General features: G+C 70.1%; 19 protein-coding genes and 1 pseudogene. 9 read left to right on the forward strand and 11 right to left on the reverse strand.

Annotation, left to right across the window (positions count from 1 at the left end; all coding sequences use genetic code 11):
* Positions 1-55: 55 nt before the first annotated feature.
* The 3 genes from AC792_RS05725 to AC792_RS05735 form a co-directional block, all read right to left on the reverse strand.
* Positions 56-1,819, reverse strand: coding sequence for an ABC transporter family substrate-binding protein (locus AC792_RS05725; RefSeq protein ID WP_049829606.1), 1,764 nt, complete (start codon positions 1,817-1,819; stop codon positions 56-58).
* 229 nt (positions 1,820-2,048) lie between these two features.
* Positions 2,049-2,648 carry a GDSL-type esterase/lipase family protein gene (locus AC792_RS05730; RefSeq protein ID WP_082177500.1) on the reverse strand — a complete coding sequence of 200 codons (600 nt, stop codon included), beginning with the start codon at positions 2,646-2,648 and terminating at the stop codon, positions 2,049-2,051.
* 123 nt (positions 2,649-2,771) lie between these two features.
* Positions 2,772-6,608: a multifunctional oxoglutarate decarboxylase/oxoglutarate dehydrogenase thiamine pyrophosphate-binding subunit/dihydrolipoyllysine-residue succinyltransferase subunit gene (locus AC792_RS05735; RefSeq protein WP_049829607.1), complete on the reverse strand. Its 3,837-nt coding sequence runs from the start codon at positions 6,606-6,608 to the stop codon at positions 2,772-2,774.
* Positions 6,609-6,814: 206 nt separating this feature from the next.
* Between AC792_RS05735 and AC792_RS05740 the strand changes: the two genes are divergently transcribed.
* From AC792_RS05740 to AC792_RS05765, 6 genes are all read left to right on the forward strand, one after another.
* On the forward strand, positions 6,815-8,266 hold the full coding sequence (locus AC792_RS05740) for a GuaB1 family IMP dehydrogenase-related protein (RefSeq protein ID WP_049829608.1): 1,452 nt from the start codon (positions 6,815-6,817) through the stop codon (positions 8,264-8,266).
* A gap of 377 nt (positions 8,267-8,643) precedes the next feature.
* Positions 8,644-10,071: a hemolysin family protein gene (locus AC792_RS05745; RefSeq protein ID WP_082177501.1), complete on the forward strand. Its 1,428-nt coding sequence runs from the start codon at positions 8,644-8,646 to the stop codon at positions 10,069-10,071.
* Positions 10,068-11,204, forward strand: coding sequence for a hemolysin family protein (locus tag AC792_RS05750; protein ID WP_082177502.1), 1,137 nt, complete (start codon positions 10,068-10,070; stop codon positions 11,202-11,204). Before AC792_RS05745 ends, AC792_RS05750 begins: the two co-directional genes overlap by 4 nt.
* Positions 11,205-11,253: 49 nt before the next feature.
* Positions 11,254-12,243: a metal ABC transporter solute-binding protein, Zn/Mn family gene (locus AC792_RS05755; RefSeq protein ID WP_049829609.1), complete on the forward strand. Its 990-nt coding sequence runs from the start codon at positions 11,254-11,256 to the stop codon at positions 12,241-12,243.
* A gap of 46 nt (positions 12,244-12,289) precedes the next feature.
* Positions 12,290-13,129 carry a metal ABC transporter ATP-binding protein gene (locus tag AC792_RS05760; protein WP_200903373.1) on the forward strand — a complete coding sequence of 280 codons (840 nt, stop codon included), beginning with the start codon at positions 12,290-12,292 and terminating at the stop codon, positions 13,127-13,129.
* A 4-nt stretch (positions 13,130-13,133) separates the two neighbouring features.
* Complete coding sequence (locus tag AC792_RS05765; protein WP_049829610.1) at positions 13,134-14,006, forward strand: metal ABC transporter permease; 873 nt, start codon at positions 13,134-13,136, stop codon at positions 14,004-14,006.
* A gap of 30 nt (positions 14,007-14,036) precedes the next feature.
* On the opposite strand, the gene AC792_RS05770 is transcribed toward AC792_RS05765, so the two are convergent.
* The 3 genes from AC792_RS05770 to AC792_RS05780 form a co-directional block, all read right to left on the reverse strand.
* Entirely contained in the window at positions 14,037-14,579 is a 543-nt protein-coding gene (locus AC792_RS05770; RefSeq protein WP_082177503.1) for a MarR family winged helix-turn-helix transcriptional regulator, read from the reverse strand.
* Positions 14,580-14,668: 89 nt separating this feature from the next.
* A complete protein-coding gene (locus AC792_RS05775; RefSeq protein ID WP_049829612.1) occupies positions 14,669-15,211 on the reverse strand; it encodes a MarR family winged helix-turn-helix transcriptional regulator in 543 nt (180 codons plus the stop codon).
* Between the two features lie 44 nt (positions 15,212-15,255).
* Positions 15,256-15,789 (reverse strand): Fur family transcriptional regulator, encoded by a 534-nt coding sequence (locus tag AC792_RS05780; RefSeq protein ID WP_049829613.1) that lies wholly within the window; start codon positions 15,787-15,789, stop codon positions 15,256-15,258.
* Between the two features lie 78 nt (positions 15,790-15,867).
* Here AC792_RS05780 and AC792_RS05785 point away from each other — a divergent pair, with 78 nt between their 5' ends.
* The gene (locus tag AC792_RS05785; protein ID WP_049829614.1) at positions 15,868-16,527 is read left to right on the forward strand and encodes an MBL fold metallo-hydrolase; all 660 of its coding nucleotides are present in this window, start codon (positions 15,868-15,870) and stop codon (positions 16,525-16,527) included.
* Between the two features lie 40 nt (positions 16,528-16,567).
* Here the strand turns inward: AC792_RS05785 and AC792_RS05790 are convergent, their stop codons facing one another.
* Positions 16,568-17,653 (reverse strand): PLP-dependent cysteine synthase family protein, encoded by a 1,086-nt coding sequence (locus tag AC792_RS05790; RefSeq protein WP_049829615.1) that lies wholly within the window; start codon positions 17,651-17,653, stop codon positions 16,568-16,570.
* 146 nt (positions 17,654-17,799) lie between these two features.
* On the opposite strand from AC792_RS05790, the gene AC792_RS05795 reads away from it, so the two are divergent.
* Both AC792_RS05795 and AC792_RS05800 read left to right on the forward strand, forming a co-directional pair.
* Positions 17,800-18,624 (forward strand): sulfurtransferase, encoded by an 825-nt coding sequence (locus AC792_RS05795; RefSeq protein ID WP_049829616.1) that lies wholly within the window; start codon positions 17,800-17,802, stop codon positions 18,622-18,624.
* Between the two features lie 295 nt (positions 18,625-18,919).
* Positions 18,920-19,360, forward strand: coding sequence for an HIT family protein (locus AC792_RS05800; protein WP_049829617.1), 441 nt, complete (start codon positions 18,920-18,922; stop codon positions 19,358-19,360).
* A gap of 6 nt (positions 19,361-19,366) precedes the next feature.
* On the opposite strand, the gene AC792_RS17505 is transcribed toward AC792_RS05800, so the two are convergent.
* The 4 genes and pseudogenes from AC792_RS17505 to AC792_RS05815 all read right to left on the reverse strand — a co-directional run.
* Positions 19,367-20,212: a DUF3418 domain-containing protein gene (locus AC792_RS17505; protein WP_200903374.1), complete on the reverse strand. Its 846-nt coding sequence runs from the start codon at positions 20,210-20,212 to the stop codon at positions 19,367-19,369.
* A complete protein-coding gene (gene hrpA / locus AC792_RS05805; protein WP_200903375.1) occupies positions 20,113-23,382 on the reverse strand; it encodes an ATP-dependent RNA helicase HrpA in 3,270 nt (1,089 codons plus the stop codon). The genes AC792_RS17505 and hrpA overlap by 100 nt, the downstream gene beginning before the upstream one ends.
* 14 nt (positions 23,383-23,396) lie before the next feature.
* Complete coding sequence (locus tag AC792_RS05810) at positions 23,397-23,984, reverse strand: hypothetical protein (protein ID WP_049829618.1); 588 nt, start codon at positions 23,982-23,984, stop codon at positions 23,397-23,399.
* Positions 23,981-24,947 (reverse strand): annotated as a pseudogene (locus tag AC792_RS05815) (DUF58 domain-containing protein); the annotation flags it as partial. The pseudogene AC792_RS05815 and the gene AC792_RS05810, both read right to left, overlap by 4 nt.

The following is a 24,947-nucleotide window of genomic DNA, read 5'->3' on the forward strand; positions in this document are numbered from 1 at the left end:
AGGACGGGCAGGCCCGAGGGCCTGCCCGTCCTCATGCGTGATCAGGGGACTGCGGTCAGTTCTGCTTCGTCCAGCTGTAGGCGTTCCAGGTGATGCCGGTCTGCGTCGGGTTCAGTTCCACGCCCTCGAGCTTCGAGGAGTACCCGGCGATGTTCGGGTTCGCGTAGAGCACCACGTTGTACTGGGTCTCGGCGAGGCGCTGCTCGAGATCGGTCTTCAGCGGGATGACCTGCTCGGCGTCCGTGGTCGTCACGATCTCGTCCCACAGGCTGTCCACCTCGGAGTCGGTGTACCCACCGTAGTTCTGCTCACCGGTGGAGATGTAGATCGACTGGCCGGAGGCCACGAGGCCGGAACCGGCCCATCCGAACACCACGGCGTCCCAGGACCCGGGCTGGGAGAGCTTGGCGCTCCACTCGGCCTCGGGCTGGGGCATGATCTCGAAGCCGGCCTGATCGCAGGAATCCTTGACCAGGGCCACCTGGTCGGCGCGCAGCTGGCTGGTGGAGGCATGCATCATCGAGACGCGGACCGGCTCGGTCTTCCCGGCCTCCTCCAGCAGTTCGCGGGCCCGCTCGATGTCGGCGACACCGTCACCCTGGGCCGCGGGAGCGCCGTCGAGCACGGTCTGGTAGTCCTCCTGTGCGGGCTGGTACTCGTGCAGGTTCATGACCGTCCCCTCCGGGTCCACCGGGGTCACGAACTTGTCCACCATGTCCGCGCGGGGCATGCAGGCCGCAAAGGCCTGGCGGACGCGCAGGTCCTCGAAGACGGCGCCAGGGCGCTGGTCGAGGTCCACGTGGGAGAACGTGAGCGACTGCCCGGTGTCCACCGTGACCGTCTCGCCGATCTGCTCCAGAGCGGCCTTGGTGTCCACCGTGGGGCTGGAGGGCTCGATGATGTCCACGTCGCCGTTCTGCAGCGCCTGCACGGATTCCTCGTCGACGATGGTCTTGAACACGATGGTGTCCGTCTGGCCTGCGCGGTCCTCGCCCCAGTACTGCTCGTTCTTCTGCAGCGTGAGGGTCCCGTTGACGGCGTTGACGTAGCTGTACGGGCCGGAGGTGGGCAGCAGCGCGGTGTCCGGCAGGCTCGGCAGGTCCACCTGGTAGTTCCATCCCGAGTTCCAGAACTCGGCCACCGGTGTGAGGGCGTCGCGGTCGTCGTTCTTGATGGCGTCCACGAGGGCCGCGCCGTTGTCGTCCGTCGACAGTCCGCCCTGCTCGGCGGCGATGTGCGCGGGCAGGAAGGTGCCCGTGGTGAACAGTGCTTCCCAGTCTGCGTAGGGCTCGGTGAAGACCGCCTCGAACTCCTTGTCGCCGGGCTCGCCCTCGATCATCTCCATGGAGGCGAAGCCGTTGGTGGAGGAGGCCTGGAAGAGATCGGCGTCGTCCTCGATCGGGTGGGTGCCGGACATGGCGGCCCAGGTGAGCAGTACGTCGTCGTAGTCGATCGGCACGCCGTCGGACCACACGGCATCGTCGTTGATGGTGTAGCGGATGGTCAGGGGATCGTCACTGATCTTCTCGTAGCTGCCGAAGTCCTCGTTGGGCTCCAGGTTGCCGTTCGCCGCGAAGGCGGCGAATCCGCTCGAGGTGAGGTTGTCGATGTACGTGTTGTACACGGAGTTGGTGCTCGACGTGTTGCCGTTGTAACCGGAGGGCGCCTGGCTGATGGCGATGTTGATGGTGGTGGCCAGGTTCTCACCGGCGTCCTCGGAGGGCGAGTCGTTGGCCGTTCCGCCCGCGGAACCGCAGGCGCTCAGCATGAGGGCCCCGATGGAGAGGGCTGCGAGCGAGATGGTGCGCTTGTTACGCATTCGATAGTCCTAACTGTGCTGGGCGCGAGGGGTGCAAGAGGTCCCTCAAGACGCGATCCGGTAAGTGAGCCGGATCACATGCCGACAGTTTACCGAATGATCGTTGCCTCCGGACACTCAGTGAACCAGGAATAACCCAACTGTTACGTGGAGGAAATATAAGGACTCGGCATCAAAAGGAACATCCCGCGGACGGCGTGTCCACGGGATGTTCTGAGGAGAGGATCGGCTACTCTGGCGCCGGCAGCTCGAGCCACTGGAACCAGCCCCGATGCAGCACCAGCCATGCCATCAGGCCGTAGCCGGCCTGACCCGGCGTCCCGCCGTTCGCGGCCAGGTCATGACGCCACTGCTCATGGGCCAGGAGCGGTGTGAAGGTGTCCACGAACACGTGCTTGCGGCGCGTCGTGACGTCCCCGAACGCCGCCGAGAGATCGGCGAGCCGGCGGTTGCGCTCGGCGTCGAGACCCGGAGGGGGGCCCACCACGAGCACCTTCACGCTCATGTGCGAGGCGCCGTCTAGGATGTTGGCGAGATTCAGCCGGCTGCGGGCGGTGGACAGCTCGAGGTCGAGGTCGCGGTCCGAGAGCCCGATCACCAGGCGGTTCTCGAACCCCTCGCCGAAGCGGCGTCCGGCCTCCTGCAGCCAGCGGTTCGCGAGGTCCTCCGTGCCCTCGTCCGGGGCCGGGAGGGCGAAGGTCTGCACCGAGGCGTTCTCGGGCCGGGTGCGGGCCATGACGCGTCCCAGCCAGCCCAGGGCCCGGTGATCACCGAGCCCCGCGAGGAGTTCGTCGCCCACTGCTGCTAGCCGGATTCTGCGTTGTTCCACTGGTCCCTCGGTGTGCTGATCGATGAATGTCGCCGCCGCGCGCTCCCGTGCCCTGGAAGGGCGGAAGCCGTTAAAGCCGTCGGGTGGGGCCTGGACCCCACCCAACATCATACTGATGACCCGCTACTGCCGACCGAAGGCGTTCTTGAGCAGCAGTTCCTGCTCCACCGCGTGGTTCTTCGCGGAACCGGTGGCGGTGGACGCCGACGCCGGGCGGGAGGCCAGACGCACCGGGCGGTCGAGCTCCTGCGGCAGGTTCAGCCCGATGAAGGGCCACGGCCCCTGGTTCGCCGGTTCGTCCTGCGCCCAGACGATCTCCGCGTCGGGGTAGGCGGCGAGCTGCGCCTTGATCTCGTCCACCGGCAGCGGGTAGAGCTGCTCCACCCTGACGATGGCGGTGGTGCCGTCGTCCTGCTTCTGGCGCGAGGCGAGCAGATCGTAGTACAGGCGGCCGGAGACCAGGACGACGCGCTTCACGTCCTTCCCCGCGGTCTCCAGGGTGTCCGGGATGACCGGCTGGAAGCTGCCCTGCGTGAAGTCCTCCACCGAGCTCGCCGCGGCCTTGAGCCGGAGGAGCTGCTTGGGCGTGAAGATGATCAGCGGCTTCCGCGGGCGCTTGTAGGCGTGCTGCCGGAGGAGGTGGAAGTGTGAGGCCGCATTGCTGGGGTTCGCCACCACCATGTTCTGCTCCGCGCACATCTGCAGGAAGCGCTCGATGCGCGCCGACGAGTGGTCGGGCCCCTGCCCCTCGTAGCCGTGGGGGAGCATGAGCACCAGGGAGGAGCGCTGCCCCCACTTCTGCTCCGCGGAACTGATGAACTCGTCGATGATGGTCTGCGCGCCGTTGACGAAGTCGCCGAACTGCGCCTCCCAGATCACCAGCGCATCAGGTCGCTCCACGGAATAGCCGTACTCGAAGCCCATGGCGGCGTACTCGCTCAGCAGGGAGTCGTAGACCCAGAACTTCGCCTGGTCCTCGCCGAGGTCGTCGAGCGGGAGCCATTCGTTGCCCGTTGCGCGGTCGTGGAACACGGCATGGCGCTGCACGAAGGTGCCGCGTCGGGAGTCCTGGCCCGCCAGGCGGACCGGCACGCCCTCCAGAAGGAGCGAACCGAAGGCCGCGATCTCCCCGAACCCCCAGTCGATCCCGCCCTCGCGGGACATCTGCTCGCGCTTCTCGAGCAGCGCCTTCAGCTTCGGGTGCACCGTGAAGCCCTCGGGGACGGCGGTGTGGGCTGCCCCGATGCGTGCGAGGGTGTCCACGCTGATGGCGGTGGCAGGGTTGCCGCTCTCCCCGCCGTCGGACTGCTGCGCGTAGGGCCGCTCGAGGTCCGAGACGGCCTGCGGGTCCTTGGAGACCACCGGGATCGGCGAGGTCTGGGCAGCGTGGGTCTCGGCGAAGACCCGCTCCAGCCGCTCCTGGTAGTCGCGCAGGGCCTGCTCGGCCTCCTCCTGCGTGATGTCACCGCGGCCGATCAGCGCCTCGTTGTAGAGCTTGCGCACCGAGCGCTTGGCCTCGATGAGGTTGTACATCATCGGCTGGGTCATCGAGGGGTCGTCGCCCTCGTTGTGGCCGCGACGCCGGTAGCAGACCATGTCGATGACGACGTCCTTGTTGAACCGCTGGCGGAACTGGTACGCAAGCTGCGCCACGCGTACCACGGCCTCGGGGTCGTCACCGTTGACGTGGAAGATGGGCGCCTGCACCATCTTGGCGACGTCGGTGGAGTAGACGGAGGAGCGCGAGGACGTGGGGCTCGTGGTGAAGCCCACCTGGTTGTTCACGATCACGTGGATGGTGCCACCGGTGCGGTACCCGCGCAGCTGCGAGAGGTTCAGCGTCTCCGCCACCACGCCCTGACCTGCGAACGCGGCGTCGCCGTGGATGAGGATCGGCAGCACCGGGAAGGTGTCGCCCTGGTCCAGCAGGTCCTGCTTGGCGCGGACGATGCCCTCGAGGACGGGGTCCACCGCCTCCAGATGGGATGGGTTCGCGGCGAGGTAGACCTTCGTCTCGTTGCCGGCGTCGGAGGTGAAGGTGCCCTCGGTGCCCAGGTGGTACTTGACGTCGCCGGAGCCCTGGACGGAGCGGGGGTCCTGGGTGCCCTCGAACTCGCGGAACACCTGCGCGTAGGTCTTCCCGGCGATATTGGTCAGCACGTTGAGGCGCCCGCGGTGGGCCATGCCGATGGCCACCTCGTCCAGGCCGTCGTCGGCGGCACCGGAGATGACGGCGTCGAGCAGCGGGATCAGGGACTCACCGCCCTCGAGGGAGAACCGCTTCTGCCCCACGAACTTGGTCTGCAGGAACGTCTCGAAGGCCTCCGCCGAGTTCAGCTTGTGCAGGATGCGCAGCTGCTCCTCACGGCTCGGCTTGCGGTAGGGGTGCTCGAGCTCGTCCTGGAACCACTGGCGTTCCACCGGGTCCTGCAGGTGCATGTACTCGATGCCGGTGGTGCGGCAGTAGGCGTCCCGGAGCACGCCGAGCATGTCCCGGAACTTGAGCATCGGCTGCCCGCCGAACCCGCCGGTGGGCCACTCGCGGTCCAGGTCCCACAGCGTGAGGCCGTGGGTGCGGATGTCCAGGTCCGCGTGCTTGCGCTGCACGTACTCCAGCGGGTTGGTGTCCGCCATGAGGTGACCACGCACGCGGTAGGCGTGGATGAGCTGCTGGATCCGGGCCACCTTGTTGATCTGGTCCATCGGGTCCACCTGGATGTCGGCACTCCAGCGCACCGGCTCGTAGGGGATCCGCAGGGACTCGAAGATCTCGTCGTAGAAACCCTGCTCACCGAGCAGCAGCTGGTGGATGATCCTGAGGAACTCGCCGCTGCCCGCACCCTGGATGACCCGGTGGTCGTACGTGGAGGTCAGCGTGATGGTCTTGCTGATGGCGTGCTTGGCCAGGGTCTTCTCGCTCGAGCCCTGGAACTCGGCCGGGTACTCGAGCGCACCCGCGCCGATGATGCACGCCTGGCCCTTGGACAGGCGCGGCACGGAGTGGACGGTGCCGATGCCGCCGGGGTTGGTCAGGGACACCGTGGTGCCCGCGTAGTCGTCGGCCCCGAGCTTCCCGGCGCGCGCCTTCTTCACGAGGTTCTCGTACGCCTGCCAGAACTCCGAGAAGTTCATGGTCTCGGCCTTCTTGATGTTGGGCACCACGAGCGAGCGCGTGCCGTCCGGCTTGGGCATGTCGATGGCCAGGCCGAAGTTCACGTGCGCGGGCTGCACCGCCGAGGGCTTGCCGTCCACGACGTCGTAGTAGACGTTCTGGGAGGGGAACTGTGCCAGGGCCCGGATGATCGCGTACCCGATGAGGTGCGTGAAGGAGACCTTGCCGCCGCGGGCCCGTGCGAGGTTGCTGTTGATCACCACGCGGTTGTCGATCAGCAGCTTCGCGGGGATGGCCCGGACGCTCGTGGCGGTGGGGACGCCCAGGCTGGCTTCCATGTTCGTGGAGATGGCCTTCGCCGGTCCGCGCAGCACGCTGACCTTGTTCTCCTCCATCTCCGCGTTGCGGTCGGACGCCGGCAGCTGTGCCGGGATGGGCTTGCCGGCGGGCTTGTCCTCGCGCGCGGTCTCCGGCTTCTTCGCCGGTTCCTTCGCCACGGGCGGCTTGCCGCTCTGCTGCGTCGCCGCGGGGGACTCGCCGGAGGCCTTGGGGGCGGGCGCCTCCGTCTTCACCACGGGGAGCTGCTCGGTGCTGGGATGGGCATCCTTCGCCGGTGCGCTGCCGGGGGCCGCGGAGCCCTCCGGGGCTACGGCGGGGCGTGGATCGGTCCCTGCGGCGCCGTTACCCGTGGTGGATCCGCCGTCCTCCGCCGCGAAGGAGTCGAAGAGGTCCCACCACTTCCTGTCCACCGAGTGGCGGTCCTTCCGGAACTGCTCGTACAGTTCGTCAACGAGCCACTCGTTCCCGCCGAACTCTTCAGGTAGACGGTGGCTGGTCTGTTCTGGCACGTGTATACGCCTCTTCCGTAGTAACCCTGAGCGCTGAGCGGTCGGCACATCGGCGTCGGCCGAGCCTGGACCCGCTCCAAGTGTAGTGACTCCCGTTACGAACAATCCAATCAGCGGGCCTCTCGGAGTGGCGTCCGGAGAGCCTGAATCGCTGCGGGATCACGGGACGCACTAGACTCCTCGCGGCACTCGAACCAGGGAGAGAAATGCGCTTCATCAATCAGCCCACCACCGATCTCACCTACTCGGACGTGTTCCTCGTCCCCTCGTCCTCCGAGGTCGTGTCCCGGTTCGACGTCGACCTCTCCTCCGACGACGGCACGGGCACCAGCATCCCGCTGGTGGTGGCCAACATGACGGCCGTGACCGGGCGGCGCATGGTGGAGACCATGGCGCGGCGCGGCGGGATCGCCGTGCTTCCGCAGGACGTGCCGGTCGAGGTGATCGCCGAGGTGACCTCGTGGGTCAAGGGCCGTCACCCCGTCTTCGAGACGCCCCTCAAGCTGCAGCCGGGCCACACCGTGATCGACGCCCTGCACCTGGTGCACAAGCGGGCGCACGGGGCGGTGCTGATCGTCGACGACGCCGATCGCTGCGTGGGCCTGGTCAACGCCGCCGACTGCGAGAGTGTGGACCGGTTCGCCTCGCTCGAGTCGGTGATGCGCCCGGCCCCGGCCCCGCTCGAGGCCGCCCTGTTCGAGACCGATCCCGCCGCCGCACTCCAGAAGGCCTTCGAGGACCTCGACGACGCCCGGAGCTCCTTGGCGCCGGTGGTGCGCGAGGGGATCCTGCAGGGTGTGATCACCCGCAAGGGTGCGCTCCGCTCCACCATCTACGACCCCGCGCTCGATGCCGCCGGGCGGCTCCGCGTGGCCGCCGCCGTGGGCATCAACGGGGACGTGGGTGCGAAGGCGTCGGCGCTGCTGGACGCGGGCGTGGACGTCCTCGTGGTGGACACCGCGCACGGCCACCAGCGCAAGATGCTGGATGCGCTCGCCGTCGTGCGCGGCCTGGACCCCCAGGTGCCCGTGGTGGCCGGCAACGTGGTCAGCGCCGACGGCGTGCGGGACCTCGTGGCCGCCGGCGCGGACATCGTCAAGGTGGGCGTGGGCCCGGGGGCCATGTGCACCACCCGCATGATGACGGCGGTGGGACGCCCCCAGTTCTCGGCCGTCCTCGAGTGCGCGGAGGCCGCTGCCGAGCTCGGGGCCCACGTCTGGGCCGACGGCGGTGTGCGGTACCCGCGCGACGTCGCCCTGGCCCTCGCGGCCGGAGCGAGCCAGGTCATGATCGGGTCCTGGTTCGCCGGCACCTACGAGAGCCCGGGGGACCTGCAGACCGACAGCGGCGGACGCCGGTACAAGGAGAGCTTCGGGATGGCCTCCGCCCGCGCGGTGCAGAACCGGACCCGGCGCGACGACGTCTTCGCACGCGCCCGCAAGGGACTCTTCGAGGAGGGCATCTCCACCTCGAAGATGTACCTCGACCCGGCCCGCCCCGGTGTGGAGGACCTGCTCGACATGATCACGGCGGGCGTGCGCAGCTCCATGACCTACGCGGGAGCCGCCTCCCTCGCCGAGTTCCGGGAACGGGCACTGGTGGGTCTGCAGTCCGCCGCGGGGTACGAGGAAGGGCGCCCGCTCCAGCAGAGCTGGTGACGTCCGGCCGGGAGGACACACATCACCACCGGGTCGGCTCGCCGTCGGCCTTTCCTGTTCTGCCGATCCGGTCCGATGATGGCTAGGGGCGGCGCGGCGACCGGTGGGAAGAGGCCTTTCCACGAGTGATGAGATGTATGCCGCGTGCCTCCGGTGAGCCGCTACACTGGCCTTCTTATGGACAGTCCTTCTAGGGGCCGGCTCATGGCCGGCGCACCCTCTCCTCTTGCCCATCCACTGCCTGATCCCGGGGCCGGACATCCGGCCGACGCCGGAGCGGACTCCCCGGCAGTGAACCTCGCCACGGACCTCGCGGACCCTCTCAGACGCGGACCGCTGCACTCCTCGACCGGCACGGCCGAGGAAGGGGTGTAGCGGTGGAATGGATCTATCTCGGTGCCGGGCTGCTGCTGATCCTCGGTACCGGCTTCTTCGTGGCGGTGGAGTTCGCGCTCGTGGCCCTCGACCAGACCTACGTCCAGCGGGCGATCGACGAGGGCGACACGAAGGCCGAGCCCCTGCTGCGGTGTCTGAAGTCGCTGTCCACCCAGCTCTCGAGCTGCCAGCTGGGCATCACCCTCACCACCCTGCTGACCGGGTACGTCATGGAGCCGTCCGTGGGGCGGCTGCTCGAGACCCCGCTCGGCGCACTGGGACTCTCCGAGGCGCTCGTCGCCTCCACCTCGCTGATCGTGGCGATGGCACTCGCGACGCTGCTCTCCATGCTCATCGGGGAGCTGGTCCCGAAGAACCTCTCGATCTCCCTTCCGTTCAAGGTGGGCAGGGCCCTTGCGCGGCCGCAGCTCGTCTTCACCGGTGTGTTCAAGCCCGCGATCATCGTGCTCAACGGTTTCTCCAACCGGGTGCTGAACATCTTCGGCCTCGAGGCCAAGGAGGAGATCTCGGGTGCGAGGACGCCGTCGGAGCTCTCCTCGCTGGTGCGGCGGTCCGCCGAGATGGGGACGCTCGACCAGGGCACCGCGAACTTCCTGGCCCGCACCTTCAACTTCTCGGAGCAGACCGCGGCGGACGTCATGACGCCCCGTATCCGGATGGAGGTGGTCGACTCGGAGCAGACCGTGGCGGACGTCGTGGAGCTCGCGCGGCGCACCGGGTACTCGCGTTTCCCCCTCATCGGCGACTCCGCCGATGACATCCGCGGTGTGGTGCACGTCAAGAAGGCGGTGGCCGTGCCCCGTCACAAGCGCGCGGAGCTCCCCGCCGGCACCATCATGACCGACGTCCTGCGTGTGCCGGAGACGGTGCACCTCGACAGCCTGCTGAGCGAGCTCCGCGAGGCCAACCTGCAGCTCGCCGTCGTGCTCGACGAGTACGGGGGAACGGCGGGTGTCGCCACCCTCGAGGACCTCGGGGAGGGGAGCGGGGGCGGGGTGGCCGGCGCGCACGACAAGCTCCAGCCCGGTGTGCTGCAGAGCGCGGCGGGGGACTGGTACTTCTCCGGTCTCATGAGGCCCGACGAGGTCACCATGCAGATCCCCGGCCTCGTGGTACCGGACGAGGCGGGCTACGAGACCGTGGCCGGATTCATCATGGCCGAGCTCGGTCGCGTCACGGAGCCCGGTGACCGCGTGGGGATCCCGGCCGGCACCATCACCGTGGAGCGCATGGACGGACGCCGGATCGACCGGCTGCACTTCCGCCCCGCTCCCACCGAGGAGACCGGGGAGGGGCCGCTGGACGCCGTGGTGCCCGAGCACCAGCCGGTGTCCCGGAGCTCCGCCGGTCCCGCGGCATCACGCCCGGACCGTCCCGGCACCACCCTGACAGAGAAGGACCACCGATGAGCGACTGGGCAGGCATTCTCTGGCTCGTCATCCTCCTGCTGGGCAACGCCTTCTTCGTGGGCTCGGAGTTCGCGGTCATGTCCGCCCGGCGCAGCCAGATCGAACCGCTGGCCGAGGCCGGTTCCAAGCGCGCCAGGACGACGCTGTGGGCCATGGAGCACGTCTCGCTGATGCTCGCCTGCGCCCAGCTGGGCATCACGGTGTGCTCCCTGCTCATCCTCCAGGTTGCCGAACCCGCGATCCACCACCTGCTGGTGGTGCCCATCGAGGCGCTCGGTGTACCCGAGGCACTGGCCGGCGGCATCGCGTTCGCGATCGCCCTGCTGGTCGTGACCTTCCTCCACGTGACGTTCGGCGAGATGGTCCCGAAGAACATCTCGGTGTCCGTCGCCGACAAGGCCGCGCTGCTCCTCGCCCCACCGCTCGTCATGATCGCCCGCGTGGTGAACCCGATCATCTCGACGCTGAACTGGTCGGCGAACCACATCCTGCGCGCGATGAACGTGGAGCCGAAGGACGAGGTGTCCTCCACGTACACGCTCGAGGAGGTGCAGTCGATCGTCGAGGAGTCCACCAAGAGCGGGCTCGTGGTGGACGAGTCAGGTCTGATCACGGGAGCCCTCGAGTTCTCGGGTCAGACGGCGGAGACCATCATGGTGCCGCTCGAGGAACTGGTGACGGTACGGACGGACTCCACGCCCGAGGACTTCGAACGGGCCGTGGGCCGTACCGGGTTCTCCCGCTTCGTGATGGTGGACGAGGCGGGCAACCTCACCGGCTACATGCACCTCAAGGACATCATGTCCATGCCGCAGGTCATGTACCGCCGGCCGATCACCGAGAACAAGGTGCGCACGCTCGCCAACCTCCCCCTCACCGAGGAGATCGAGGACGCCCTCACGGTCATGCAGCGTACGGGCTCGCACCTGGCCCGCGTGCTCGGCCCGGACGGCACCACACGCGGCGTCCTCTTCCTCGAGGACGTGATCGAGCAGCTGATCGGGGAGATCCGTGATGCGACCCAGAACCGTGGGGCGCGGCGGTCGGGTGAGGCGAGCAGCGAGACGGAACCGACGTCGCACCCGGCGGGAGGCTCCACGCGCGTGGACGCCGGAGGGCGTGGTCTGCGTTAGTCTGGGGGGACTAACGTAAACCGTTCTCATTCGCTTGATCGAGGTTCCCATGTCCTTCCCCCGCCGTCTCGGCGTTCCCGCACTCATCACCGTCTCCGCGCTCGCGCTCGGCGCCTGCGGCGGTGGGGACGGACAGGGTGCGTCGGGGCCGGAGACGGCGGGTGGCGGCCCACTGAGGATCGTCGCCTCCACCGACGTGTACGGCGACATAGCGTCCGCGGTGGGCGGGGACGACGTCGAGGTGAGTGCCATCATCAACGGCCTCGGGCAGGATCCCCACTCCTACGAGGCCACCGTCCAGGACAGGCTCACGGTCTCCGAGGCGGACGTCGTCATCCAGAACGGGGGCGGCTACGATCCCTTCCTCGAGCAGCTGATCGAGGACGCGGACGCCGCGACGGTACTGAACGTGGTGGACCTCTCGGGCCTGCAGGGCGAGGGTGACGGCCACGCGGACGACGAAGAGCACGACGACGAAGAGCACGACGGCGACGCCGACGACCACGGGCACGGTGACTTCAACGAGCACGTCTGGTACAACCTGCCGGTGATGATCTCCTTCGCGAACACCCTCGCACAGGAGCTCGGGCGCCTCGACGACGCCAACGCGAACGCGTACCAGGACCGGGCGGACGCCTTCGCGGAGGACCTCCAGCCCCTCCTGGACCGGCTGGACGGGCTGGCGACCGAGCACTCAGGTCAGATGGTCGCCGTCACCGAGCCCGTACCCCTCTACCTGATCGAGGCCGCCGGGCTGGAGAACGGGACCCCCGAGGACTACAGCAGGGCGGTCGAGGAGGAGCGTGACGTCCCCGTCGCGGTGCTCGAGGAGATGAAGGAACTCGTCTCCGGCGGTACGGCCGCGTTCCTCGCGTACAACGAGCAGACCGAGAGTCCCCAGACGGAGGTGGTGCGCTCGGAGGCGGAGGACGCCGGGCTGCAGGTGGTCGACTTCACCGAGACACTGCCCGACGGCGAGGACTTCGTGTCCTGGATGACCGCCAACACGGACAGTATCGTGGACGTGCTCGGCTCCTGACCGCTCCGCCGTATCCCACCCCCTCTACAGACTGGACCCGCACCGCATGTCCCCGACCACCACTGGCGAGGCCACGACCCCGCGGCGACCGGCGGACGGACCGGTGATCAGTCTGCGCGGGGCGGCGCTCTCCTTCGGCCGACGCACGTTGTGGGACGGTCTCGACCTCGACATCCGGCCGGGTGAGTTCTTCGCCGTACTCGGCCCCAACGGATCCGGAAAGACGAGCCTGCTGAGGGTGCTCCTCGGCCTCCAGCAGCTCGACGCCGGAACGGCCACCGTCGGGGGCCGGCCCATCCGCCGCGGGAGTCCGCAGCTGGGGTACATCCCGCAGCAGAAGTCGTTCCCGCCCGAGACCCCGCTGCGCGCACGCGACCTGGTGGGTCTCGGTGTCGACGGCCACCGCTGGGGTCCGCGGTTCCGTTCGCGCGGCCACGCGGAGCGGGTGGACGCCCTCCTGCGGGACGTGGGCGCGGAGCCCTACGCCCACGCGCCCGTAGGGCTCCTCTCCGGCGGTGAGCAGCAGCGGCTCCGTGCAGCCCAGGCTCTGGCCACCGATCCGGCGGTGCTCCTGTGCGACGAACCCCTGCTGTCGCTGGACCTCCACCACCAGCAGGCCGTGAGCGCACTCATCGATCGGCAGTGCCATGAGCGCAACAGTGCGGTGGTGTTCGTGACGCACGAGATCAACCCCGTGATCGACTACGTGGACCGGGTGCTCTATCTCGCCGACGGCAAGTTCCGCATCGGTACGCCGCACGACGTCATGACCGGTGAGGTGCTCTCCGAGCTCTACGGCAGTCCGGTCGAGGTCATGCACACCAACGGGCGGATCGTGGTGGTGGGGCTGCCCGACGCCACCACGCACCACCACGAGGACAGGTAGCACCGTGGACTTCCAGGAGATCGTCAGCGCCGTCTTCACCTTCGACAACTACGCCCAGCTCCTGCCGCTGGTACGGAACTCGCTGATCGCCGGTGCGGTGCTGGGAGTGCTCGGCGGCCTGATCGGCACCTTCGTGATGATGCGCGATCTCGCCTTCGCGGTGCACGGGATCGCCGAGCTCTCCTTCGCGGGCGCGGCCTTCGCCCTGCTGGTCGGCGCGAACGTGGTGGCCGGATCACTCGTGGGCTCGGTCCTCGCCGCCCTGCTGCTGGGGGTGATGGGCATCCGCGCGCGGGACCGGAACTCGGTGATCGGGGTGGTGATGCCCTTCGGCCTGGGACTCGGGATCCTCTTCCTCGCGCTCTACCAGGGGCGCGCGGCCAACAAGTTCGGGCTCCTGACCGGGCAGATCGTCTCCGTGGACAGCGTGCAGCTGAATCTCCTGGTGGGCTGCGCCGTCCTGGTCATGCTGGCCCTGGTCGTCATCTGGCGGCCCCTGACCTTCGCCAGCGTGGACGCCGAACTCGCCGAGGCCCGCGGTGTGCCCGTGCGGGGACTGTCGATCCTCTTCATGGTGCTGCTCGGCGTCGCCGTGGCCCTGTCCATCCAGGTGGTGGGTGCACTGCTCGTCCTCGCGCTGCTGATCACCCCGGCCGCGGCGGCCCTGCGGGTGACATCCTCGCCCGCGCTGGTGGTAACGCTCAGTGTGGTCTTCGCGTGCACCGCGGTGCTGGGTGGGATCCTGCTGGCACTGGGCGGTCGGATCCCGATCAGCCCCTACGTGACCACCATCTCCTTCGCGATCTACGTCATCTGCCGTGGAATCGGTTCACGGAGGACGGCGAGGAGGAACCGGGCCGAGCTGCAGCAGGCCTGACGTTGCCCGGCGCCCGGTACCGCGAGGTGGTCAGCGGGCCTCGCGCGTCGGCTCGGGCTCCGCGACGGCGTCGACGATGGCCTGCTCCATGCTCCGGAGGAAGCGGGTGACGGTCTCGGTCTCCTCGCTGCTGAGGGAGTCCGCGGCGGCGAGGACGCCGCGCCGTTCGACGTCGAAGGCCGAGCGGAACTCCTCGGTGGCCCTCTCGCCCGGTTCCAGGATCACGGCCCGGCGGTCCACAGGATGCCTGCGGCGCCGGACGAAGCCGACCCGCTCGAGGCGGTCGATCACGAGGGTGGTCGATGCGCTGGAGATACCCAGCGCCAGGGCGAGCTCCTTAGGGCTGGCGCTCTGGTCACGCTGCCACACGGCCAGCATGAAACGGAGGGCGCTCAGATCGGTCTCGTTGATGTTGAGCCGCTGGCTGAGGCTTCGCCGAATGCCGTTCTCGACGGTGCGGTACGCACGGAGGGCGTTGAGTACGTCCACGCCACTGACCACCTGTTCAGGTGTGCTCTCAGGGGATGCGGGGTACCAGTACCCCGCTCCTTGTCGTGCACCCGAAGATTCCATATGCACAGCCTAGACCATCTAGTAGTCAATCTCTCTAGGTAAGCCCGTCCGCATGAGGGAGTGACACCTGCCATCGCGTGTGCGTCCGGTCAGACTCCTTCGAGGGCCGTGTCCGGGACGTCGAGATCCGACAGTGCGATTCCGAGACCCACGAGGAACGCGTGGACCACCCGCCTCTCCCCGGCTGACAGGGCACCGGCGACCTCCATCATCCGCTCGTGCAGCACCCCCATGGTGGAGCGCACCTCCGAGTCGGAGGAGGCCGTGGGACGGATCTCGATGGCCCGGCCATCGGTGGCGCTGCGGTGGCGCTCGGCGTGCCCGCTGCCGACCAGCCGATCGATGAGCACCGTGGTGGCCGCCGTGGAGATCTCCAGGCTGCGTGCGAGTTCGGCGGCGTTCAGGGGCCGGCCGGTCTGCCGGGCGCGGAACAGGAAGCGCAGGGCGGCCATGTCGGTCCGGCCCAGGTGCATCGAGTCCCGGCTCCTGCCGCGCATGGCCGTCTCGGCGTTGCGGTAGCGGCGCACGGCGTCCACCAGGGCCTCGGCCGGGGAACCGGTCGCGGGCCCGTGCCCGGCGGGAGTCGGTTCCGGGCCGGAGGCGAAGGGTGCCGGAGTGTCGGTGGACGTCACCGCTCCAGCGTAATGGAGGGCGGCGGGATCGTCAGTACGCGGGATCAGGGGCCCGTGACCTGTTCCGTCCGTGACCGTGCTCGGTCCCGTGCCGCGGACTCCGTGCAGCGCGGGCAGAGTCCGTGGATCTCGACCGTGTGGGTGGCGTCGCTGAACCCGTGCTCCGCTGCGATGCGTGCGGCCCACTGCTCCACGGCGGGTGCCTCCACCTCCACGGCATGCCCGCAGTTGCGGCACAGGAGGTGGTGGTGGTGGTGTTCCACCGCGCAGCGGCGGTACACGGCCTCGTTGTCCCCGTTGCGCAGGACGTCCACGAGTCCGTCGTCCGCCATGGACTGCAGGATCCGGTAGGTGGTGGCGAGCGAGACCTGCTCACCGCGGTCGTGCATCGTGCGGTGGAGCTCCTGGGTGCTGACGAAGTCCACCGATCCGTCCAGTGCTGCGCCGACCGCCCGACGTTGACGGGTGACCCGTTGCTCGGACCCCTTGCGGGGAGCCTGCACCGGCTCGGACCCCGTGCCCGGAGGTGTCGCCGGCGAGGTGCTCGTAGGAGTGGAGGGCGTTCCCTCGGGTGTCATGCTCTACCCCTTCCGCGGGCTTCTGGGGGCCTGGGCCACGGTCCAGATTATCAGCGCCGACCTGGGTAGGGTGGGCGCATGCTGCTCACCAAGTTCTCCCATTCCTGCATCCGGCTCGAGCTCGACGGTTCGGTGCTGGTGCTCGACCCGGGCATGTTCTCCGAGGTGGACGAGGCGCTCGAGGGTGCGTCGGCCGTTCTCGTGACGCACGAGCACGCGGACCACCTCGACGTCGACCGGGTGGTGGACGCGCTCGTCGAGCGCGAGTCCCTCGGGGTGTGGGCGCCGCACGGGGTCGCCGCAACCCTGACCGAGCGGCTCGGGGCTGCCGCCGGGGAGCGCATCCACGCCGTTGCGGGCGGCGAGGAGTTCACCGCAGCAGGCTTCCGCGTGCGGACCGTCGGGGGCCAGCACGCCCTCATCCACCCGCTGATCCCGCTGGTGGCCAATGTCGGGTTCCTGATCGAGGACACGCTCTACCACCCGGGGGACTCGCTGATCGTCCCCGAGGCCATGGAGGTCGGCACCCTGCTGGTCCCCGTGCACGCCCCGTGGTCGAAGCTGGCGGAGGTGGTGGACTTCGTGGTGTCCGTCCGGGCGCCGCAGGTCTTCCAGATCCATGACGCCTTGCTGAACGAGACGGGGCTGGGCATGGTGGAGGGCCACCTCACGCGCCTCGGGGCTCGGTACGGCTCGGGGTTCCGGCACCTGGCCGTCCGGGAGGCCGCCGAGATCTGATGCCGTCGTCGCCGCCATGTGATGGATGGTGGCAGGCGTGTCAGGGATCGAGCGGCCACCGGCCCGTGGAGAAGAAGGCCTCGAGCGTGTCCGTGGGCCCGCAGGGGTCCAGACCGTGGCGGGCCAGCCAGGCGTCGTCGTCGTACGTGGCGGCGTAGCGCTCGCCGGAGTCGCACATCAGGGACACGATGCTGCCGGACCGGCCCTCGGCCACGAGATCGGCCACGAGCTGCCAGACGCCCCAGAGATTGGTTCCCGTGGAGGGTCCGGCGTGCAACCCGGTGAGGGTGCGCAGGTGGCGGGACGCGGCGACGGAGGCGGCGTCGGGCACCCGGATCATGGTATCGATCACCGACGGCACGAAGCTCGGTTCGGGGCGCGGTCTGCCGATGCCCTCGATCCGCGAGGGTGCCCCGACGGCGGGTGCGCCCGGGTCCGCCCACGCCGGGTAGAACGCGGAGTTCTCCGGGTCCACGACGGCCAGCCGCGTGGGGTGCCGGTTGTACCGGAGGTAACGGCCGATCGTGGCGCTGGTGCCCCCGGTGCCCGCTCCCACCACGATCCAGTCCGGCACGGGGTGCGGTTCCAGGGCCAGCTGCTCGAAGATCGACTCGGCGATGTTGTTGTTGCCCCGCCAGTCCGTGGCGCGCTCGGCGTACGTGAACTGGTCCATGTAGTGGCCGCGGGTGCGGCGCGCCACCTCCTCGGCCTCCGCGTAGACCTCCGACGCGTGCGCCACGAACCGGCAGGTGCCGCCGTAGCGCTCGATCAGGGCGATCTTCTCCGGACTCGTGGTGGCGGTCATCACCGCGACGAAGGGGAGCCCGAGCAGCTGCGCGAAGTACGCCTCGGACACCGCCGTCGACCCGCTGGAGGCCTCCACGATCGTGGTCCCCTCGGTGATCCAGCCGTTCACCAGGCCGAACAGGAACAGCGAGCGCGCGAGCCGGTGCTTGAGACTGCCGGTGCGGTGCGTGGACTCGTCCTTCAGGTACACCTGCACACCCCAGCGCTCCGGCAGCGGGACGGCGAAGAGGTGGGTGTCGGCGGACCGGTTGCCGTCCGCCTCGATGCGGCGCACGGCGTCGTCGGACCACGACCTGTCGTGGGTGGGGAACCTGGGCATCGCGCCAGCCTACAAGCTGCCGACGTACCCGGGTGTGCCGCGGGCGCGGTCCTCCTTGGCCGCGCGGACCGGGATGTGGTGGACTGACGGCGACAAGAACCGGATGCGGATGCCCGTGCCCGGCACCCCTCGCCGTCAGGAGGCTCATGAAGACCCTGCTGGAAGTCCGCGAGCTGCAGGAGCGCAGGGACGCCGGGCTGCGCACCGTGCTGCTGGACGTGCGCTGGGCCCTGGGTGATCCCCACGGCCACGACCACTACCTCGCAGCCCACCTCCCGGGCGCCGTGTTCGTGGACCTCGAGCGCGAGCTGTGCGCACCCGGCGCTCCGGGATCGGGGCGGCATCCCCTCCCGGCCCCGGGTGCGCTGCAGGAGGCGGCACGCCGCTGGGGGATCGACGACGGCGACACCGTGGTGGCGTACGACGACTCCGGCAATCTCGCGGCCGCACGCCTCTGGTGGCTGCTGCGGGATGCGGGGTTCGAGTCGGTGCACCTGCTGGACGGAGGGCTCGCCGCGTGGCGGGCGGCCGGGTCCGACGTCGAGGGCGGGCAGGCGCGGAACGCCACCGGCACCGTGGTGCTGTCCTCCGGGCACATGCCCGTGGTCTCGTTCGAGGACCTGCGCGCGCCGGTGGAGGGCACCGTGCTCGATGCCAGGGCGGGGGAGCGGTTCCGCGGTGAGAACGAGCCCGTCGACCCGAGGGCGGGGCACATCCCGGGCGCGCTGAGCGCACCGACCACGGAGAACCTCGGCGCGGACTCCCGGTTCCGGAGCGCCGAGGAACTACGGCGCCGGTTCGCGGACCTCGGAGCCGATCAGGGGCCCGTGGCCGTCTACTGCGGGTCGGGGATCACCGCCGCCCACGAGATCGCCGCGCTCGAGATCGCGGGTGTCCGCGCCGCGCTGTATCCGGGCTCGTGGTCGCAGTGGTCCACCACCGAGGGCCTGCCCGTCGCCACGGGTTCCTGACCGGGCCCTCCCGGCCCCGACGTCCGCGCCTGCTCGCGCACCGACCACGGTTCTCCGGTGTCGGTGCGCGATCGGTCCGGCCGGCCAGGGATCGGGCGCGGCCGGCCGGGTGGGTCGGTACGACCGGGCAGGGGCCGGGACGTCCACCCGATGCTGGCCCGGGGACAGCCGGGCGCGGTAGCGTCGAGCCATGACCCCAGGCCGCCCCGTACCCCCGCCGCTGCGCGGACCCGTCCCCCTGCCCGCTGACGTGACGGACGGCGGACAGGATCCCGACACCCCAGGAGGACGCTCCGTGCCCACGCTCTTCACCAGGATCATCGACGGGGAGATCCCCGGCCGCTTCGTGTGGCAGGACGACGACGTCGTCGCGTTCCTCACCATCGCCCCCATCACACCGGGTCACACCCTCGTGGTGCCCCGGCGGGAGATCGAGCACTGGCTGGAGGCGGATACCGACACCCTCACCCGGGTGATGGGAGTGGCCCAGACCATCGGCCGGGCGCAGGAGCAGGCCTTCGGCGCCGAGCGCGTCGGCGTGCTCCTGGAGGGCTACGAGGTGCCCCACCTCCACGTGCACGTCTGGCCCACGCAGTCGCCCGCGGACTTCGACCTCCACCGCGTGGACGCCGACCCGGACCCGGAGGCCATGGACGCCGCGGCCGAGAGCCTGCGCTCCGCGCTGCGCGACGCCGGCCACGGCGCCTACGTCCCGGACCAGGACGCTGCGGACTGAGCAGCGTCAGCGGGTCGCCGCGAGCGCCTCGTTCAGGGCCGTCCGCACCCGCTTCTCGGACACCGAGTAGGCGGTGCCGAGGTCCTGGGCGAAGAGGCTGATCCGCAGCTCCTCGATCATCCAGCGCACCCGGCCCAGCGCCGCGGGGCGGTGCCGACCGGCGGCGAGGGACGCCACGGCGTCGTCGTACTCGTCCTCCAGCCGCTGCACCACCGCCACGCCGAGGCCGTCGCGCTGCACGTTCGTGGGCAGCTTCTCGAGGCGCACCTCGATGCCACGGAGGTACCGGGGCAGGTGCGCCAGCTGCGCGTACCCGGTGGCCGCGACGAACCCCGGGTACACCAGGTGCTCCAGCTGACTGCGGACGTCGTTGAGCCCGGTGATCAGTGCGAGGCTCGTGGTGCCCTTGAGCTGCTTCTGGATGCGGCGCGTGCTGGCGAGGATCTTCTCCACCGTCGCGGTGACCGTGAAGACGGTGTCGATCAGCTCGGCCCGCACCTCCTCGTACAGGCGGTCGAAGGCATCCTGCGTCCCGGGCAGCTCCTCGGGGACCAGCTTGTCGATCGCCGCGATCGAGCAGTCACGGATCAGCTCGGCCACGCTGCCGTGGGGGTTCTGGCTGAAGGTGAGCTTCTCGGTGTTGCTGAGGTGCTCCAGCACGTACTTCGCGGGGCTGGGCACGCGCAGGGACAGCAGCCGGATGATCCCGGCCCGCATCACCGCGGCCTGCTCACCCGGGGTGGGGTACACCTTCAGCCCCACCGAGGTGCCCTCGTCCACGAGTGCGGGGAACCCGGTGACGCGGTGCCCGGCGACGGTGCGGGACACCTCCCGCTCGATCGCGCCGAACACCCAGCTCGTCTCACCCGTGCGTTCGGCGACGGCGGGCGCCGCGGCGGCGACCCCGCCCTGCCCGGATCCGGGGCGCCGGCGGCGGGGGGGACACCCCGCCCCCCGCCCGCCGAGGTGCTGTGGGCGTCATCGCGTCCTGCAGGGCCGGTGCCGCGCTTCCCGCCCCCGCCCTTCGTCCCGCGTCCCGGGCTGGTCCCCGGCCGCGTACTGGCCGGGCTGGCGCCGAGGGACTGGGCGATGGCGCGGCTGACCGCCGGCGCCAGGGACTCCTTGAGCGCGTCGAGGTCGCGGGACTCGTCGAGCACGCGTCCCTCGGCGTCGACGATCCGGAACATCATAAGCAGGTGCGCCGGCACAGCGGACCAGCTCCAGGAACCGGGCGGGACGATGTGCCCGCGCAGGCGCCGGAGGGCGAGCTCCAGGGACGTCTCGAGATCGTCCACGGCGGGGTCGAAGTCCGCGGCGAGCGCGGCGACGGCGGTCCGGGCGACGTCGGGGGCCGGCACGAAGTTCTTGCGCACCTGCTTGGGCAGGGACTTGATGAGCGCCGTGACGAGTTCCGCGCGCTGACCCGGGATCTGCCAGCGGAAGGGCTTGGCCTCGAGCTGGTTGAGGAACAGGACGGGGATGGTCACCGTGACGCCGTCGTGCGCCCCCGGCGTCAGCGGGGAGAACTCGTAGGCCAGGGGCAGCTCGAAGCCCGCCTGGTGCCACACGCTCGGGAAGGAGGCCTCGTCCAGCTCCGCGGCGTCCTGGCTGAGGAGCTGCTCCGGGTCGAAGTCCAGGAGGTCGGGAGCCTCGTGGCGGGCCTTCTTCCACCAGGAGTCGAAGTGCCGTTCCGAGACGACGTCGGGGCCGATCCGCCGGTCGTAGAACTCGAACAGGGTCTCGTCGTCCACCCGGAGGTCCCGGCGGCGCAACCGGTTCTCGAGCTCCTCCACCTCGGCCAGGCGGGCCTGATTGCGGCTGAAGAAGGTGTGGTGCGTCTTCCAGTCCCCCTCCACGAGGGCGTGCCGGATGAACAGCTCGCGCGCCACCTCGCGGTCGATCCGCCCGTAGTTGATCCGGCGCTGCGCGACGATCGGCACCCCGTAGAGGGTGACCTTCTCGTACGCCATCACCGAGCCCATCTTCCGGGACCAGTGCGGCTCGCTGTAGGAGCGCTTCACGAGGTGCGGTGCCACCTGCTCCGCCCACAGCGGGTCGATGCGCGCGACCACGCGCGCCCAGAGCCGCGAGGTCTCCACCAATTCGGCGGACATCACCCAGTCGGGTGACTTCTTGAACAGGGCGGACCCGGGGAAGACGGCGAAGCGCGTGCCGCGCGCGCCGGCGTACTCGCGCTTGCGCTGGTCGTAGAGCCCGATGTTGCCCAGCAGCCCGGCGAGGAGGCTGACGTGGACCTGCTCGTGCAGGCCCACGGGGTCCACGGGTCCCGCCGGCAGCGTGATGCCCAGCGGTTTGGCGAGCGGCCGCAGCTGCTGGAAGAGGTCCTGCCACTCCCGCACGCGCAGGTAGTTGATGAACTCCGTGCGGCAGAGCTTCCGGAACTGGGTGGAGGAGAGCTCGTCCTGCTTCTCCTGCAGGTACCGCCACAGGTTCAGGTAGGCGGTGAAGTCGGAGTTCTCGTCCACGAACCGCTTGTGCTTCTCGGCGGCCTGCTGCTGCTTGGCGGGCTGGTCCGCGGACGGCCGCTCGCGGGGGTCCTGGATGGTCAGGGCCGCGGCGAGCACCATGACCTCCTTGACGGCGCCGCGGGCACCGGCCTCCACGATCATGCGCCCGAGCCTCGGGTCCACCGGGAGCTGGGCGAGCTTGCGCCCCACGGGGGAGAGCCCGCCGTCGTCCTTCAGCGCACCGAGCTCGCGCAGCAGGGCCACGCCGTCGGTGACGGCCCGGGACTCCGGCGGTTCCACGAACGGGAAGTCCGCGATGTCCTTCGGCCCGCGTGTCACCCCCATGGCCGTCATCTGCAGGATCACGGAGGCGAGGCTGGTGCGCAGGATCTCCGGTTCCGTGAAGGGGCGCCGGGCCTCGAAGTCCTCCTCGGAGTAGAGGCGGATGGCGATGCCGTCCGAGACGCGACCGCTGCGCCCGGAGCGCTGGTTCGCCGACGCCTGGGACACCCGCTCGATGGGCAGGCGCTGCACCTTGGTGCGGTGGGAGTAGCGCGAGATGCGCGCCGTCCCGGTGTCGATCACGTACTTGATGCCCGGCACGGTCAGCGAGGTCTCGGCGACGTTGGTGGCCAGGACGATCCGCCGGTGACTGCCCGTGGGGCGAAAGACGCGGTGCTGCTCCTCCAGGGAGAGCCGGGCGAACAGGGGCAGCACCTCGGTGCCGCGCAACCGTGTGGTGGCCTGGATGCGGGCGCGGAGGGCGTCGGCGGCGTCGCGGATCTCGCGCTCGCCGGAGAAGAACACGAGGATGTCCCCGGGTGCCTCGAGCGAGAGCTCGTCCACGGCGTCGCAGACGGCGTCGAGCGGGTCGCGCTCCTCCTCGAGCTCGCCGTCGTCGTCGGCGCTGTCGTCCGTGCCTCCCGGCGGCTGGTCCAGCGGCCGGTACCGGATCTCCACCGGGTAGGTGCGGCCGGAGACCTCGATGATCGGCGCGGGCGAGGTGTCCGCCACCGCGGCGTCCGCGGCGAAGTGGGCGGCGAAGCGCTCGGGGTCGATGGTGGCGGAGGTGATGATCACCTTGAGGTCCGGCCGCTCGGGCAGGATCCGCCGCAGGTAGCCGAGGATGAAGTCGATGTTGAGGCTGCGCTCGTGCGCCTCGTCGATGATGATGGTGCTGTACTTGCGCAGCATGCGGTCGTGCTGGATCTCGGCCAGCAGGATGCCGTCCGTCATCAGCTTGATTTTCGTCCTCCGGCCCACCGACCCGGTGAAGCGGACCTGGTAGCCCACCTCCTCACCCAGGGGCACCTGCAGCTCCTCGGCGATGCGCTCGGCGACGGTCCGCGCCGCGAGCCGCCGGGGCTGGGTGTGGCCGATCAGCCCATGCTCGGCGAGGCCCAGCTCGAGGCACATCTTGGGGATCTGGGTGGTCTTCCCGGAGCCGGTCTCGCCGGCGATGATGGTGACCTGGTTGGCGGCGATGGCGGCCATGATGTCCGCGCAGCGTTCCGAGACGGGAAGGTCCGCGGGGTAGGAGATTGTCAGTGCCATAGTTGCTCGCCAGTCTAGTTGCTCGCACCCGGCGGACGGCGCCCGTTCGCTCGGGGGTGAGCCTTCCCTCGCGGGCCCCTCCCGCTGCTCCCCAGCACGGTCCACAGCGCCCAGGCGGAGAACGCACCCACTCCGGCGAGCACCAGGGGAAGGCTGGGCGGCATGCCGCCGAGCAGGAGCGACACGATCGCCACGGGCTGCGCCAGGGCCTGGATCCTCAGGTAGGACAGCGCGATCTCCCGCAGGGCCGTGTGGCTGATCCACCCGTGCAAGGGGAGGGGCAGCAGCAGGAGGTACAGCACGAAGAGGGCGTGGATCCCGGCCAGGAACCCCAGGAGCACGGGGCCCGGCGGCACGTTCACGGCGTATGAGACCACCAGGAGCAGCAGGGACAGGGCCACCAGGCCGATCGAGGGGAGCACCGCGGCTGCGCTCGCGAGGACCACGGGCACCAGGATCCAGGCGGAGCCCTCCCAGACCAGGGCCCCGAGCACGACGGCGACGAGGACGGTGAGCACGCGGATCACCAGGAGCGGCACGAGTCCGCCCCGGTCCGGGACGGGAGGCGCTCCGTCCATGCGCCGGGCGGAGCGGGATCTCATGACCTCCTCCCGCCGGCGGCGCGCCGCCGTTGCCGGGACAGGACCCGGAGGCCGGTCTCCAGGTCGCGGGCTCCGGGCGCCGTCGTACCGTTCGAGCCAGGTCCGTCCGGGCCAGGTCCGCCTGGAGGTGCAGCCTCCCCGGCCGGGGTCGCCGCGAACACCGGAATGCCGGACTTCCGCAGGGCTTCGAGACGCGCTCCTCGTCGCAGGAGCGTCAGCCGCACGGCGGAGGTCTGCGCACGCGTGGTCTCCGTCCGCTGTACCCCGGATGCGCAGTCCACCCCTGCCACGAGGTGGCCCTGGGCGTGCCAGAGCCGCAGCAGGCGTCCGGGTTCGTCGTCAAGGAAGGCGGAGAGGAGCACCACGAAGGAGCCCGGCGGGGGTACCGGGTCCCGGCGGCGCGGACGGCGCGGACTCACGCCGGGGGCCGCGAGCCGTGCCCGGGGCTGGGCGCGGGGGCGGGGCCCGGCGGCCGAGCGCAGGGCCCGGCGCGAGCCCGAGAGCCCGTCGGGGCCCCCGCGGTCACCCCCGCCGAGATAGGAGGAGGCGATCACTGCTGCGGCGGTCCGCGCGCGATGGAGCGAGCTCGGACGGGGGCCGGGGGGCCGGGCCGTGAACCAGGCCAGGGGGCCTTTCGGCAGATCGTGTGCCGTGTCGAGGACGAGGTACACGGTGGCTTCGGCCTCGGCGAAACTGCGGCGCCCCATGGGCCGGTCCTGGTCGGTGGAACGGCGGGCCGTGGCACGCCAGTCGATCCGCGGCACCCGGTCACCCTGCTGGCGCGGGGGGACGGTCCGCAGCTCGGTGCTCTCACCCGGTCGGCGGGACACGGGCCCGCCGGTGCTGCCGCGCAGACGCGCCGCCACCGGCCGCGGCAGGCCCTGCCCCACGGGAGGACGGATGCTGACCCGCACCGGCGGCGCCTGCACGAGGGGCTCGGGTAGGACGGTTCCGGACGCAGCG

Origin of the sequence: Arthrobacter sp. RIT-PI-e (assembly GCF_001187915.1) — a bacterium.
GTDB lineage: Bacteria > Actinomycetota > Actinomycetes > Actinomycetales > Micrococcaceae > Arthrobacter_D.